The following is a 13,133-nucleotide window of genomic DNA, read 5'->3' as shown; positions in this document are numbered from 1 at the left end:
GCTGACTGTGAGCCGCGAGCTTCGCTCGCTACGATGGAAACGCCTGTTCCCGATCCGCGGGGCAGGCGTTTTTCGTATCAGGAGTCTGCCGATGATCGTTACCTTGCCGTATCCCCCTTGTTCTCAAGCTACTTCTTCTTCTTCGCCTTCGCGCGGCGCGTCGTGGCGCTCGAACTGGCGCGCGCGACTCGCGCATGTCTGCCGCCGCTGCGGTGTCGGCTTCACGCTGATCGAACTGATGATCGTGCTCGCGATCGTCGGCGTGATCGCGGCCTATGCGATTCCCGCGTATCAGGACTATCTGGCGCGCAGCCGGGTCGGCGAGGGCCTGTCGCTCGCGGCGTCGGCGCGGCTCGCGGTGGCCGAAAACGCCGCGAGCGGCAATGCGTTCGGCGGCGGCTATACGTCGCCGCCCGCCACGCGCAATGTCGAGTCCATCCAGATCGACGACGACACCGGTCAGATCACCGTCACGTATACGACGCGCGTCGCGCAGGCCGGCGAGAGCACGCTGACGCTGGTGCCGTCGGTGCCGGACAACGCGGATGCGCCGACCGCGCGGGTCGGGTTGAGCAGGGATGCGGTGCAGGCCGGCTCGCTCACGTGGGAGTGTTTTGCGGGCGGCAAAACGGCGTCGTCGTTGCCGGCACCGGGCGCGGGGCCGATGCCGGCCGAAGCGCCGACGCTTGCGGCCAATCTGGCGCCGCCGGAATGCCGTTCGTAAGTTTGCGAACGAGCACTCGAATGCGCGAATGAACGGATGATGAATCGAGTCGACGTCGCAACGTAAAAGGCTGATTTTCTGTCTATTTCGGCCGGGCCGGCGCACAGCGCGGGGAATTTTTTGTATAGTGCGCCGGTTGCCGACGTCCACCGTTGATTCGATGCCCACCCCTTTCGCGCGTTACCTGTCCCTCGTTCTGTTGGCTCTCGCGTTGGTGCTGCCCTATGCGGTCACCAACCATACGTATCCGATCCCGACCTTCTATGCCGAATTCACCGCGCTCGCGCTGTATCTGCTGACCGGCGCGGCCGTCGTGCTGCTGATCGCGACCACGCGGCCGCGCGTGACGTTCGCGTCGCCGGCGGTCGCGCTGGTGCCGTTGCTGTTCGGCCTGCTGCTGGTCGTGCAGACATTCGTGCTGCCGGTCACGGAGCCGTCGATGAACTGGCTCGGCGCCGGCTTCCTGCTCGCCGCGTTCATGGCGGTGCACGCGGGCTACGGCTTCACGCGCGTGAAGCTCGATGAAACCGCGCTGCGCTGGGCGGCGGGGGCGTTGATCGTCGGCGGCCTGTTCGCGGTGTTCAGTCAGGTGATCCAGTTGTTTCACCTCGAGACGCGGGTCGCGCCGTTCGTCGTCGCGTACAACGTGACTGTCGAGCGCCGGCCGTTCGGCAACATGGCGCAGGCGAACCACCTCGCTACCTATATCGCGTTCGCGATGGCGGGCGCGCTGTACCTCGTGCAGACGCGGCGCATCGCGGTGCCGATCTGGCTGCTGGTGTCGACGATTTTCTCGGTCGGTCTCGCGCTCACCGTGTCGCGCGGGCCGTGGCTGCAGATGGGCGTGATCGTCGTCGCCGGCTTCTGGATGGCCTTCGCGCAAACGCGCAATGAGCCGCAACTGCGCCGCGGCAATCGCGAATGGCTGATTCCGATCGCGCTCGCGGTGCTGTTCTTCGTGGTCAACGCGCTGATCCGCTGGGCCAACGTGCGCTATCACCTCGAGCTGGGGCAATCGGCGGCCGAGCGCTTCCAGGATGCCGGCCAGATCGCGCCGCGCCTCGCGTTGTGGAAATACGGCTGGACGATGTTCAGGATGCATCCGCTGATCGGTGTCGGCTGGGGCGAATTCCCGAGTTACCAGTTCGAGCTGGTGAAGCGGCTCGGCGGTGTCGAGATCGCCAACAACTCACACGACATCTTTATCGATCTGCTCGCGAAGACCGGTTTGATCGGCCTCGCGATCGTGCTGGTCGGCCTCGTCGCATGGCTCGTGCGTGTCGTGCGTGCGCCGCAAAGCGCCGCGCGCGTGTTCGGGGTCGCGCTGATCGGCGTGCTGACGATGCATGCGCTGGTCGAATATCCGCAGCAGTACATGTTCTTCCTGCTGCCGGCGATGTTCGTGTTCGGCCTGCTCGACACGCGGCCGCTGCGTACCGTACCCGCGGGCGTGTCGTTCGGTGCGTTCGCGGTGGTGGTGTTCGGCGGACTCGCCGCGCTGTATCCGGTGTATCGCGACTATGCGCGCGCCGAGGTGCTGTACTACGGCGCGCGTCCGGCCGAACAGTACAGCGCGGATCCGTCGTTCCTGTTCGGCGCGTGGGGCGAGTACGGCATGGCGACGCTGCAGCCGATGAATCCGCTGAACCTGCAACGCAAGCTCGCGATGCACCGGCAGGCGATCGCATTGTTGCCGGGCGAAACGGTGCTGCGCCGGTATGCGGTGCTGCAGGCGTTGAGCGGCGACACTGCAGCGGCGCTCGATACGGTCGAACGTTTGCGGATTTTTGCCGAGGAACTGAAGGACTGGCCGGCGCAACTGGGCTATCTGTACCAACTGGTCGACGAGCAGAAGTCGTTCGCGGGCTTCAGGGAGGAACTGGTCAAGCGTTATGGCACGCCGCCGGCCGATGCGAATCAGCAGGACGACGACGATAGCGACGACGATTGAAGGCGGTGCGCCGCTAAAGCCACCGCGCATCAAAGTTCGGAATATTTCGTCGCGGTGCCTTTGGCCTTGTCCACCGGATAGCGCGCTTCGTTCAGATCGAGCTTTTCCGCCGCCGCCTCGACGAGATCGAACCCCGCTGTATGGGCGACCAGCAGCAGGTACATGAGCACGTCGGCGCATTCGTGCTTGAGGTTCTTCATTTGCGCCGGATCGCGGAGCAGGGCGTCGATGTCCGCATCGGTCTTCCACTGAATCGTCTCCAGCAGCTCGCCGGCCTCGATGCTGGTGGAGACGATCAGGTTGCGAAGCGTGTGAAATTGCTGCCAGTCGCGCGCGTCGCGGAACGTCAGTAGCCTTTCGAGCAGTTCGTTGATGGTCATCTGCGTATCCTGATAGTCCTGAGGTTCGAGCACCGAGGCTGATAAAGCTGCGCGCTCAACCCTGCGCGACCCAATCCCCCGACTTCCCACCGTGCTTTTCGAGCACGCGCACATCGGTGATAACCATCCCCCGATCCACCGCCTTGCACATGTCGTACACCGTCAGCAGCCCGACCTGCACGGCGGTCAGCGCTTCCATCTCCACACCGGTTCTGCCAAGCGTCTCCGCCTGAACCGTGCAATGCACGCCGGGCAGCGTTTCGTCGAGTTCGAACTCGGCCTTCACGCGCGTCAACGCGAGCGGATGGCACAGCGGAATCAGATCGGCGGTGCGCTTCGAAGCCTGGATAGCCGCGATGCGCGCGATGCCGATTACATCGCCCTTTTTGGCGTTGCCGTCGCGGATCAGCACGAACGTCTCCGGCAGCATGCGAATCGAGCCGCGCGCAATCGCGATGCGCTTCGTCTCCTGCTTGCCGCCGACGTCCACCATATGCGCCTTCCCGGCGGCATCGAAATGAGTGAGTTCAGGCATCGTTGGCTCCTTCAGAGGGCGCCTATCATAGCAGTGCGATAGGGACGGCGCGGCCTGCGGATCGCCGCGGCGACTGATTACAATTGCGCCATGTTTTGCCGCGTGTTCGTCCAGTGTTTGTTCTGCGTTGCCCCATGCCCGCTATCTTAGTCCGGGTGGCGGGCGTTGCTTTTCGACTTCGTCAGACCAGCCTCGCGATGCCTCCAGAACGGTTTCTCGCTGCGTTGTTGTCCGTCGCGCTTGCGGTGCCACCAAGCGCGTTCGCGCAATCGCGCGGCGCGGCGGGCGTCGCGCCGAACACGCCATCGGCCGAGGCGCCGCTCGTCAGCGGTCCGGCCGACGCCGATGCCGATCCGATCCTGCCGCCCGACATCGCTCAAGGCGTGTTCGGCACCTACGGCGGCGCGCAAAGCCGCTTCTCGAACGGCGCCGGCAATGGCGGCAAGGTGGGCAGCAACGGCTGGCGCGCGCCGATCGCCGCGCAGCAATTGCCCGATCTCGGCAGCGGCGGCGCCGGTTCGCTGACCCCGCAGGCCGAACGCAAGCTCGGCGAACGGGTGATGCGCGAGCTGCGCCGCGACCCCGACTATCTCGACGACTGGCTCGTGCGCGACTACCTGAATTCGGTGTCGGCCAAACTCGCGGCGGCGGCCAATGCGCTGTACATCGGCGGCTATCGTCCGGACTTCGATCTGTTCGCGATGCGCGACGCGCAGATCAACGCGTTCTCACTGCCGGGCGGCTTTATCGGTGTGAATACGGGGCTGATCGTGACGACGCAGACCGAGTCCGAGCTTGCATCGGTGCTCGGACACGAGATGGGTCACGTGCTGCAGCGACACATCTCGCGGATGATCTCGAACGGCGAGCGCAGCGGCTACGCGGCGCTCGTCGGTGTGCTTGTCGGCGTGCTGGCGGGCGTGCTCGCGCATAGCGGCGACCTCGGCAGCGCGATCGCGCTCGGCGGCGAAGCGTATGCGGTCGACAGCCAGTTGCGTTTCTCGCGTTCGGCCGAGCAGGAAGCGGACCGCGTCGGCTTTCTGCTGCTCGCCGGCGCCGGCTACGACCCGTATGCGATGCCGACGTTTTTTGGCCGGCTCGATCGCGCGGCGATGAACGACAACGGCATCCCGGCCTACGCGCGCACGCACCCGCTCACCGGCGAGCGGATCGCCGACATGGAAGACCGCGCGCGCCGCGCGCCGTACCGGCAGCCGCATCAGGATCCCGAGTACGGCTTCGTGCGGGCGCGCGCGCGTTTGCTGCAGGACCGCTCGCGCAGCGAATACGCGGACGAGATTTCGCGGATGCGCTCGGAAATCGACGAGCACACCGCGCTGAACGTCGCGGCGAACTGGTACGGCATCGCATATGGGCAGATGCTGCTCGAGCGTTACGACGACGCGGCGGCGTCGCTCGCGACCGCGCGCGCGACGTTCGCGGCCGGCGAGCGTGAGGAGGGCGAGCCCGAGCGCAGCTCGCCGAGCCTCGACGTGCTGGCGGCCGACATCGCGCGCCGCGCCGGTCACGACGACGAAGCCGCGCGTCTCGCCGAACTCGCGCAGAAGCGCTGGCCGAAGTCGAATGCCGTGATCGACATGCATATCCGCACGCTGCTGACGTTGCGGCGTTTTGCCGACGCGCAGGCGCTCGCCAGACAGGAGACCCAGGCGCACCCGGACCAGCCCGCGTGGTGGCTGTATCTCGCGCAGGCGGCCGCGGGCAGCGGCGATGCGTTGACGCAGCATCGCGCGATGGCGGAGAAATTCGCGCTCGAGGGGGCGTGGCCGTCGGCGATCCGGCAGTTGAAGGACGCGCGCGATCTGAAGACGATCGGCTATTACGATCTCGCGACCGTCGACGCGCGCTTACACGAGATGGAGAGCCGCTACAAGGAGGAGCGGCTGGACGAGAAGGATTCGGCCGGGTGATGCGAGTCCGGCGGGCGTGAGCTTGCCGCCGCGCGAGAGCCGCTACGTACGGGACGAACACCGCGTCAAACCCGCGCCGCCGGACTCGCGACGAAGCCGAAGCGCGCGGCCACCTCGTCGCGCCGCACGTTTTCGAGCGGCAGCGCGGCCTGCGCATTCCAGTGGAATTCACCGTTCAATGAACCGTCCTCGGCGAGGGTCGCGTGATTGGAGAACACCTCGAGATCGTGATCGTGCAGTACCGCGACCCGCGCCGGCTGTGAGCGATCGGCGAACAGGATCGCGCCGTCTTCATCGACGAATACCGCCGCCGGCTCGAACGCGCCACCGCCCTGATCGCGCAACGCAAGCGTCCCGTTTGCATCCGCCGACAGTCTCACCACCCACGGCGTATAACCCAGTTCCACATACACGCGCTGCGGGCCGTTCTGGAAAAACCACTGGCCGTGCTCGTCGGCCTCGTAGTTGCGGTTGATGAATCCAAGCAGCGCCTCGTGCCGGATCGGCACACCCGGCGCGCCGCTCGCTTGGGCCGCTTCGTCGCGCATGCGCCAGTTGCCGCGCCGGTCGAGCATCAGCCAGCCGGTGCAGCTCGGCACGTTCGGCCATTTGGCGAGCGCCTGTCTGACGATGTCATCCATGATCGATGTGTCGCTTGAGATAACCGAATACGCATCCCGACAGCCAGTCGATGCGCCCTGGAAACGGCCCGGTCATGAAGCCCGCGTGGCCGCCGTGCTCCGGCTGATACAGCTCGACCGCCGCCGACACCTCGTGCCGCGACGGCAGCGCCTCGGCCGGCAGGAACGGGTCGTTGCGCGCGTTGAGCACGAGCGTCGGCACCTGAATGTGCGGCAGGATCGGGCGCGTGGTCGCGTGGCTCCAGTAGTCGTCGGTGTTGCGAAAGCCATGCAGCGGCGCGGTCACGACATTGTCGAACTCGTACATCGTGCGGCTCGCGAGCATCGCGTCGCGGTCGAACAGGCCGGGGAATTGCACGAGCTTCTGGTCGGCCTTCTGCTTGAGCGTCTTCAGGAAGCTGCGCGTATAGACGAGGCCGAAGCCCTGCGACAGCGCGCGGCCGCCGGCGTGCACGTCGATCGGCGTCGAAATCGCGGCAGCCGCCGACACCACCGGCGCCGCATCCTCGCGCCGCTCGCCGAGCCAGCGCAGCAGCACATTGCCGCCGAGCGACACGCCCGCGGCGACCACCGGCCCGCGATGCGCGGCGCGCAGGCGGCGCAGGATCCAGTCGACCTCGTTGCTGTCGGCGAGATGGTAGAAGCGCGGCAGACGATTGAGCGGGCCGCTGCAACTGCGAAAGTGCGGCACGACGCCATGCCAGCCGTACCGGCGCGCGGCCGCCATCAAGGCGACCGCGTAATGCGACTCCGAACTGCCTTCGAGTCCATGAAATAGCACGAAGAGCGGCGCCGTGTCGGCGGGCGGCGTGTCGTGGACGACCCGGTCGAGATCGATGAAATCGCCGTCGGGCGTGTCCCAGCGCTCGCGGTGAAACGACACCGCGGGGCGGCGCGCGAACAGGGACGGGACGATGGTCTGCGCATGCCGGTTCGGCAGCCAGAGCGGGGCGCGATACAACAGCTCGACGCTCGCCTCGACGGCGGCCGCGGCGCGGGCCGTGGCGGAGGAAGCGGGTTTATCGGACGTCGAACTCATACCTGCGTGGAAACAGAAAAATAACGCGCGAATCTGACGCGCGGGCCCGGTCGCGGTCGGGCGTCAGTGCAGCGGGCCCTGGCCATGCCGCATCTTCGTCGCGAACTGGCTCGCGGTTTCGTCCGGCATCGGGCTCGCGTGAATATGCGCGATGCGCCATTCGCCGCGCTCGTGGACCATCACGTAGGTCGTGAAGACCATCGCGGGCGTCGCGGTCGGATCGGCCGGACGATGCGCTTCGGCAATCGCGTAGACGACCGTGCCGAGGCTGTCGTAGACGCGGATGTCGAGCGGCTCGATCGACACCGGCATCGCTTCGAGCTGGATCTGCAAGCCGGTGCGGATGCTGTCGAGACCATGCAGATGCGAGCCGTCGGCACAGATGCAGCTGACGAACTCCTCGTCGATCCACAAGCCCATCAAGCTGTCGATATTGACCTCGGCGACGGCCTGATAGTAGGCGTTCAGGGTATCGGCGGCGGCTTCGAAGATATGGGCAAAACGTGGCATGGCTCGTCAGTCTCTTGTGCGCGGCGCGCGGTTGCGGGTCAGCGGTAGCGGGACGGTCCGGCGCGCCGGACCAACGCTCCCCGGCGCCAGCTTGCCCGCGCCGCAAGGCGCGAACATGACGCGACGCGCTCGGGGGCGTGCGATGTTGCGTGCAAGTACCGGTCGGCTCAGCGCTGCGCGAGCAGCATGCCGCGCAGATCGCCGAAAACCTGCTCGGCGCTCAACTGCTTCAGGCAGTTCAGATGACCGAGCGGGCACTCGCGCTCAAAACAGGGGCTGCATTCGAGATGAAGCCATTGTACCTTCGCGAGCTCGGACAAGGGCGGGGTGTGGCGCGGATCGGTCGAACCGTAGACGGCCACCAGCGGGCGGCGCAGCGCGGCGGCGACATGCATCAGGCCGGAGTCGTTGGTGACCACCGCATTGGCCCGCGAGATCAGCGCGCAGGCCTCGCCGAGCGCGGTCTGGCCGCACAGGTTGCGCACGTTCGGCGCCTTTTCGGCGATCGCCTGCGCGAGCGGCGCGTCTTTCGGCGAGCCGAGCGCGACGATCTGCGTGTACGGGAACGACTGGCCGACCATCTGCGCGAGCGACGCGAAATGCTCGGGCGGCCAGCGCTTCGCGGGACCGTACTCGGCGCCGGGGCAGAACACCAGCAGCGGCACGCGTGTGTCGAGATTGAAGCGCGCCGAGACCCGCGACGCCTCGTTCAGGTCCGTGTCGAGGCGCGGCATCGGCAGATCGTCGGGCACTTTCGCGCCGGGCGCGTAGGCGAGCGCGGCGTAGTGGCCGACCATCGGCGGCCGCTCGTTCTTGCGCGGATTCGCGTGGCGCACGTTGAGCACGCCGTAGCGGCTCTCGCCGGAGTAGCCGATGCGCAGCGGGATGCCCGCCAGCCAGGGAATCAGCGCCGACTTGAACGAGTTCGGCAGCACGTAGGCCGCGTCGTAGCCGACGTCGCGCAGATCGCTCGACAACTGCCAGCGGCGCAGCATCTGCAGCTTGCCGTGCGCGAGATCGGTCGAGTAGACGTCGCGGATTTCCGGCATCCGCTCGAGCACGGGGGCGACCCAGCTAGGCGCGACCGCGTCGATCGCGATGCGCGGATGCAATTTCACGAGGCGCGCAAACAGCGGCTGCGCCATCAATGCGTCACCGATCCAGTTCGGTGCGATAACCAACGCGCGACGCATCAGAGTGAGTGTCCGGTGTCGAAAAAGAAGCGCCGCGCGCCATGCGCGTGGCGTTCAGATTGGTAAAAGGGGAAAGCTGAAAATCGCGCGGCGCGTGACCGGTGGCCAGGCCGCGCCGCGGTGGCGGTACGGGCTGCGCTGCCGCGGCACGGCTCCGGCGCCTGAACAGGCGTCGCGGCGAGCGCGTCGGCAATAACTTGCGCGCTCCTGAAGCCCGCCCGGCGCGCCGGGCTCAATGGCCCTTGATCACTTCGCCATCGCGCAGCTTGTACCGCGTGCTGCAGTACGGGCAACGCGCTTCGCCGTGCGAGACGTCGATGAAGACGCGCGGATGCGCGCTCCAGCGCGGCATGGCCGGGTTCGGGCAATACGCCGGCAGATCTTTTGCCGACAGTTCGACCAGCGGCATTTCCTTGATTTCGCTCATGAGACTCTCGTTATATGCGGGGTGCGGGCAGGGCGCCGTTGATGGGCGGCGCGTGGCGCATCTCGGAACTTCGCTCAGATCTTCGTGAGCCAGTGCGCGTACTTCGCGCTCCTGCCGTTCACGACGTCGAAGAAGGCCGATTGCAGCTTTTCGGTGATCGGGCCGCGCGCGCCGGCGCCGATCGTGCGGTTGTCGAGCTCGCGGATCGGCGTGACTTCGGCGGCGGTGCCGGTGAAGAACGCTTCGTCGCAGGTGTAGACCTCGTCGCGCGTGATGCGCTTTTCGATCACCTGCAGGCCCATGTCGCGCGCGAGCGTGATGACCGTGTCGCGCGTGATGCCGTCGAGGCACGACGACAGGTCGGGCGTGTACAGCTTGCCGTTGTTGACGAGGAAGAAGTTTTCGCCCGAGCCTTCCGACACGTAGCCGTCGACGTCGAGCAGCAGCGCTTCGTCGTAGCCGTCGGCGATCGCTTCCTGGTTCGCGAGGATCGAGTTCACGTACCAGCCGGACGCCTTCGCGCGGACCATCGACACATTCACGTGATGGCGCGTGAACGACGACGTTTTCACGCGGATGCCCTTGCTGATGCCGTCTTCGCCGAGGTACGCACCCCACGGCCATGCGGCGATCGCGACGTGGATCGTGTTGCCCTTGGCCGACACGCCGAGCTTTTCCGAGCCGACCCAGATGATCGGGCGCAGGTAGCAGGATTCGAGCTTGTTTTCGCGGACCACTTCGCGCTGCGCGGCGGCGAGCGTTTCATGGTCGAACGGCACGTCCATCTGGAAAATCTTCGCCGAGTTCAGCAGACGTTTGGTGTGCTCCTGCAGACGGAAGATCGCGGTGCTACCGTCGGCTGTCTTGTAGGCGCGCACGCCCTCGAAAACGCCCATGCCGTAGTGCAGCGTGTGGGTGAGCACATGGATTTTGGCATCGCGCCAGTCGATGAGCTTGCCATCCATCCAGATCTTGCCGTCGCGGTCGGCCATTGACATACGATTCTCCAGCAGGTGCGTTGTGAGGTGTGGCTACGGGCGCCAGGGCCTGGCCAGGAGCGCTATTTTAGCGTCATTTGCACACGCAACGGGCATTTGAGCGCATCGCCGCGCACCTCGTCGCGCATATCCCGGCACCCATCGCGGACGCTATAATCCGGCGCACGCATAATTCAAATCCACGTGCGCCAGCGGGTGCCCGGCAAACTGGCGCCGACCTGGCCTTCCTGACGGCGTTTCTTGCGCCGGTGCCCTTCGCCTGATGCTCGCTCGACTGTCCGATACCGATCGCCGTGCTTTCCGTGAGGGCATGCACGACTACGCGCCCACGCTGATGGCGATTTTTTCGTGGGGGCTCGTCACCGGTATCGCGATGAGCAAGTCCGTGCTGACGCTGCCGCAGGCACTCACGATGTCGCTGCTGTGCTACGCCGGTTCGTCGCAACTGGCGGTGCTGCCGCTTCTCGCCGCGAAGCTGCCGGTCTGGACCGTGCTGCTCACCGCGGCGATGGTCAATACGCGTTTCGTGATCTTCAGCGCCGGTCTCGCGCCGCATTTCTCCTGTCTGCCGATGTGGCGGCGCATCGTGCTCGGCTATTTCAACGGCGACGTGATCTATCTGCTGTTCCAGAAAAGGAGCTTCGCCACCGGCTACGTGGCGGGCAAGGAGGCGTACTTCTGGGGGATGGCGGTGTCGAGCTGGCTGTCCTGGCAGGTGTCGTCGATTATCGGCATCCTGCTCGCGAGCCTGATTCCCGATAACTGGGGGCTCGTGCTTGCCGGCACGCTCGCGCTTCTGCCGATCATGGTGGCGGCGGTCGCGACGCGCTCGACGATGGTCGCGGTCAGCATCGCCGGCATCGTCGCGCTGCTCGCGATCGACCTGCCTTACCGGCTCGCGTTGCCGCTCGCGGTGATCGCGGCGATCGCCGCCGGCAGCGTGGCCGACCTGATGATCGAGCGCGCGGACCTGCGCCGCATCCGCCGCGTGAGCGACAGCGCGGGAGACTCCCGATGACATCCACGCAGATCTGGCTCGCCATCTTCGGCATGACCTTCGTCACCGCGCTCACACGCGCGCTGTTCCTGATCGGCGGCGAGCGCACGGTGCTGCCCGAGCGCGTGCAACGGATGCTGCGCTACGCGCCGGCGGCGGCGCTCGCCGCCGTCGTGCTGCCCGATGTGCTGACGACGCCCGAGGGGCTCTCGTTCGCGCCGTCCAACCACGAGTTTTACGCGACGCTGTCCGGGCTCGCGTGGTTCTTGTGGCGGCGCACCATGCTCGGCACGATCGTGACCGGAATGCTCGTCTTCACGCTGCTGCGCCTTCTCATGTAACGGCCCGCGGCGCGGGTGCCGCGTCGCGCCGGGGCCCGTGCGCCCCCCGGATACAAATACGGGAGATTCGCCCCGCCACGGGTCAGAAGGCCATCTGGATCAGTTAAAATGCCGCTTTCCGGGTTGAGCGCACCGCAACGCGCACCTGCCGCGGCCCGGCCGCCGGCGCCCGATCCCGCGGAAGCGTTGGGCCGACACGCTGGAGTTCGCGGCGCGCCGTCCCCGTGCTGTCCGCCACCGCCTTCTCATCAACTCGCATACTCAAGCCCATGAACAAGGTATTGCGTCTCTCCGACCTGATCGCCGAAGGCAAGCTGTCCGGCCAACGTGTGTTCATCCGCGCCGATCTGAACGTGCCGCAGGACGATCAGGGCAACATCACCGAAGACACCCGCATCCGTGCCTCCGTGCCGGCCATCAAGGCCGCGCTCGACGCCGGCGCCGCCGTGATGGTCACCTCGCACCTGGGCCGTCCGACCGAAGGCGACTTCAAGCCGGAAGACTCGCTCGCGCCGGTCGCGAAGCGCCTCGCCGAACTGCTCGGCCGCGACGTGCCGCTAGTGGCGAACTGGGTCGAAAACGGTGTGAACGTCGCGCCGGGCTCGGTCGTGCTGCTCGAAAACTGCCGCGTCAACAAGGGCGAAAAGAAGGATTCCGACGAGCTCGCGCAGAAAATGGCGAAGCTCTGCGACATCTACGTGAACGACGCGTTCGGCACCGCGCACCGCGCCGAAGCCACCACGCACGGCATCGCGAAGTATGCGCCCATCGCCTGCGCGGGCCCGCTGCTCGCCGCCGAGCTCGAAGCGCTCGGCAAGGCGCTCGGCGCGCCGAAGCGTCCGCTCGTCGCGATCGTCGCCGGCTCGAAGGTGTCGACCAAGCTGACCATCCTGAAGTCGCTCGCGGAGAAGGTCGATCAACTGATCGTCGGCGGCGGCATCGCCAATACGTTCATGCTGGCCGCCGGCCTGAAGATCGGCAAGTCGCTTGCCGAAGCCGATCTGGTGAGCGAAGCCAAAGCGATCATCGACGCGGCGAAGGCGCGCGGCGCCTCGGTGCCGATCCCGACCGACGTGGTCACCGCCAAGGAGTTTTCGCCGACCGCCAGGGCTGAAGTCAAGGCTGTCGCCGACGTCGCGGACGACGACATGATTCTCGACATCGGCCCGCAGACCGCGCAGGCGCTCGCCGCGCAGCTCGAGAAGGCCGGCACGATCGTGTGGAACGGCCCGGTCGGCGTGTTCGAGTTCGATCAGTTCGGTAACGGCACGAAGACGCTCGCGGATGCGATCGCGCGCTCGTCGGCATTCTCGATCGCGGGTGGCGGCGACACGCTCGCGGCGATCGCCAAGTACGGCATCCACGATCGGGTCAGCTATATCTCGACGGGCGGCGGCGCCTTCCTCGAATTCCTCGAGGGCAAGAAGCTGCCGGCGGTCGAAGTTCTGGAATCGCGGGCTTAACGT

The 13,133-nt window shown here is 66.5% G+C and carries 14 protein-coding genes; 6 read left to right on the top strand and 8 right to left on the bottom strand.

The genetic code is table 11. The features are described 5' to 3' along the window. The first annotated feature begins 91 nt into the window (after window positions 1-91). Together QM685_RS09805 and QM685_RS09800 are read left to right on the top strand one after the other, a co-directional pair. Window positions 92-724, top strand: a complete 633-nt coding sequence (locus QM685_RS09805) for a pilin (protein WP_415115181.1) — start codon at window positions 92-94, stop codon at window positions 722-724. A 160-nt stretch (window positions 725-884) separates the two neighbouring features. Beyond that, a complete protein-coding gene (locus tag QM685_RS09800; RefSeq protein ID WP_415115179.1) occupies window positions 885-2,675 on the top strand; it encodes a PglL family O-oligosaccharyltransferase in 1,791 nt (596 codons plus the stop codon). Window positions 2,676-2,704: 29 nt separating this feature from the next. Here the strand turns inward: QM685_RS09800 and QM685_RS09795 are convergent, their stop codons facing one another. Then, a complete protein-coding gene (locus tag QM685_RS09795; RefSeq protein WP_415115177.1) occupies window positions 2,705-3,055 on the bottom strand; it encodes a nucleotide pyrophosphohydrolase in 351 nt (116 codons plus the stop codon). 55 nt (window positions 3,056-3,110) lie between these two features. After that, a complete protein-coding gene (gene moaC, locus QM685_RS09790; RefSeq protein ID WP_415115175.1) occupies window positions 3,111-3,590 on the bottom strand; it encodes a cyclic pyranopterin monophosphate synthase MoaC in 480 nt (159 codons plus the stop codon). Window positions 3,591-3,787: 197 nt separating this feature from the next. Here moaC and QM685_RS09785 point away from each other — a divergent pair, with 197 nt between their 5' ends. Further along, the gene (locus tag QM685_RS09785; protein WP_415115173.1) at window positions 3,788-5,521 is read left to right on the top strand and encodes a M48 family metalloprotease; all 1,734 of its coding nucleotides are present in this window, start codon (window positions 3,788-3,790) and stop codon (window positions 5,519-5,521) included. A gap of 65 nt (window positions 5,522-5,586) precedes the next feature. Here the strand turns inward: QM685_RS09785 and QM685_RS09780 are convergent, their stop codons facing one another. The 6 genes from QM685_RS09780 to QM685_RS09755 form a co-directional block, all read right to left on the bottom strand. Further along, complete coding sequence (locus tag QM685_RS09780) at window positions 5,587-6,162, bottom strand: DUF2946 family protein (protein ID WP_415115171.1); 576 nt, start codon at window positions 6,160-6,162, stop codon at window positions 5,587-5,589. Beyond that, the gene (locus QM685_RS09775; protein WP_415115169.1) at window positions 6,155-7,201 is read right to left on the bottom strand and encodes a YheT family hydrolase; all 1,047 of its coding nucleotides are present in this window, start codon (window positions 7,199-7,201) and stop codon (window positions 6,155-6,157) included. Before QM685_RS09775 ends, QM685_RS09780 begins: the two co-directional genes overlap by 8 nt. 63 nt (window positions 7,202-7,264) lie before the next feature. Then, window positions 7,265-7,711 carry a nuclear transport factor 2 family protein gene (locus QM685_RS09770; protein WP_415115167.1) on the bottom strand — a complete coding sequence of 149 codons (447 nt, stop codon included), beginning with the start codon at window positions 7,709-7,711 and terminating at the stop codon, window positions 7,265-7,267. A 167-nt stretch (window positions 7,712-7,878) separates the two neighbouring features. Next, the gene (waaF, locus tag QM685_RS09765; RefSeq protein WP_415115165.1) at window positions 7,879-8,904 is read right to left on the bottom strand and encodes a lipopolysaccharide heptosyltransferase II; all 1,026 of its coding nucleotides are present in this window, start codon (window positions 8,902-8,904) and stop codon (window positions 7,879-7,881) included. Between the two features lie 232 nt (window positions 8,905-9,136). Then, window positions 9,137-9,331: a zinc-finger domain-containing protein gene (locus tag QM685_RS09760; protein WP_008920434.1), complete on the bottom strand. Its 195-nt coding sequence runs from the start codon at window positions 9,329-9,331 to the stop codon at window positions 9,137-9,139. Window positions 9,332-9,405: 74 nt separating this feature from the next. Beyond that, window positions 9,406-10,329 carry a branched-chain amino acid transaminase gene (locus QM685_RS09755; RefSeq protein ID WP_415115162.1) on the bottom strand — a complete coding sequence of 308 codons (924 nt, stop codon included), beginning with the start codon at window positions 10,327-10,329 and terminating at the stop codon, window positions 9,406-9,408. Between the two features lie 262 nt (window positions 10,330-10,591). On the opposite strand from QM685_RS09755, the gene QM685_RS09750 reads away from it, so the two are divergent. The 3 genes from QM685_RS09750 (at window position 10,592) to QM685_RS09740 (ending at window position 13,130) form a co-directional block, all read left to right on the top strand. Next, a complete protein-coding gene (locus QM685_RS09750; protein ID WP_415115160.1) occupies window positions 10,592-11,347 on the top strand; it encodes an AzlC family ABC transporter permease in 756 nt (251 codons plus the stop codon). Then, window positions 11,344-11,667 carry an AzlD domain-containing protein gene (locus tag QM685_RS09745; RefSeq protein ID WP_415115158.1) on the top strand — a complete coding sequence of 108 codons (324 nt, stop codon included), beginning with the start codon at window positions 11,344-11,346 and terminating at the stop codon, window positions 11,665-11,667. The genes QM685_RS09750 and QM685_RS09745 overlap by 4 nt, the downstream gene beginning before the upstream one ends. A 269-nt stretch (window positions 11,668-11,936) precedes the next feature. After that, window positions 11,937-13,130 carry a phosphoglycerate kinase gene (locus QM685_RS09740; protein ID WP_415115156.1) on the top strand — a complete coding sequence of 398 codons (1,194 nt, stop codon included), beginning with the start codon at window positions 11,937-11,939 and terminating at the stop codon, window positions 13,128-13,130. Window positions 13,131-13,133: the final 3 nt, after the last annotated feature.

Source organism: Paraburkholderia sp., assembly GCF_047605525.1.
Classification (GTDB): domain Bacteria; phylum Pseudomonadota; class Gammaproteobacteria; order Burkholderiales; family Burkholderiaceae; genus Paraburkholderia.
This window is presented reverse-complemented; position numbering and strand designations above follow the sequence as displayed.

Coding starts and splice junctions, on each gene's coding strand:
- QM685_RS09800 (WP_415115179.1), top strand. CDS start 885: ATGCCCACCCCTTTCGCGCGTTACCTGTCCCTCGTTCTGTTGGCTCTC.
- QM685_RS09785 (WP_415115173.1), top strand. CDS start 3,788: ATGCCTCCAGAACGGTTTCTCGCTGCGTTGTTGTCCGTCGCGCTTGCG.
- QM685_RS09745 (WP_415115158.1), top strand. CDS start 11,344: ATGACATCCACGCAGATCTGGCTCGCCATCTTCGGCATGACCTTCGTC.
- QM685_RS09760 (WP_008920434.1), bottom strand. CDS start 9,331: ATGAGCGAAATCAAGGAAATGCCGCTGGTCGAACTGTCGGCAAAAGAT.
- QM685_RS09795 (WP_415115177.1), bottom strand. CDS start 3,055: ATGACCATCAACGAACTGCTCGAAAGGCTACTGACGTTCCGCGACGCG.
- QM685_RS09770 (WP_415115167.1), bottom strand. CDS start 7,711: ATGCCACGTTTTGCCCATATCTTCGAAGCCGCCGCCGATACCCTGAAC.
- QM685_RS09775 (WP_415115169.1), bottom strand. CDS start 7,201: ATGAGTTCGACGTCCGATAAACCCGCTTCCTCCGCCACGGCCCGCGCC.
- moaC (WP_415115175.1), bottom strand. CDS start 3,590: ATGCCTGAACTCACTCATTTCGATGCCGCCGGGAAGGCGCATATGGTG.
- QM685_RS09805 (WP_415115181.1), top strand. CDS start 92: ATGATCGTTACCTTGCCGTATCCCCCTTGTTCTCAAGCTACTTCTTCT.
- QM685_RS09740 (WP_415115156.1), top strand. CDS start 11,937: ATGAACAAGGTATTGCGTCTCTCCGACCTGATCGCCGAAGGCAAGCTG.
- QM685_RS09780 (WP_415115171.1), bottom strand. CDS start 6,162: ATGGATGACATCGTCAGACAGGCGCTCGCCAAATGGCCGAACGTGCCG.
- QM685_RS09750 (WP_415115160.1), top strand. CDS start 10,592: ATGCTCGCTCGACTGTCCGATACCGATCGCCGTGCTTTCCGTGAGGGC.
- waaF (WP_415115165.1), bottom strand. CDS start 8,904: ATGCGTCGCGCGTTGGTTATCGCACCGAACTGGATCGGTGACGCATTG.
- QM685_RS09755 (WP_415115162.1), bottom strand. CDS start 10,329: ATGTCAATGGCCGACCGCGACGGCAAGATCTGGATGGATGGCAAGCTC.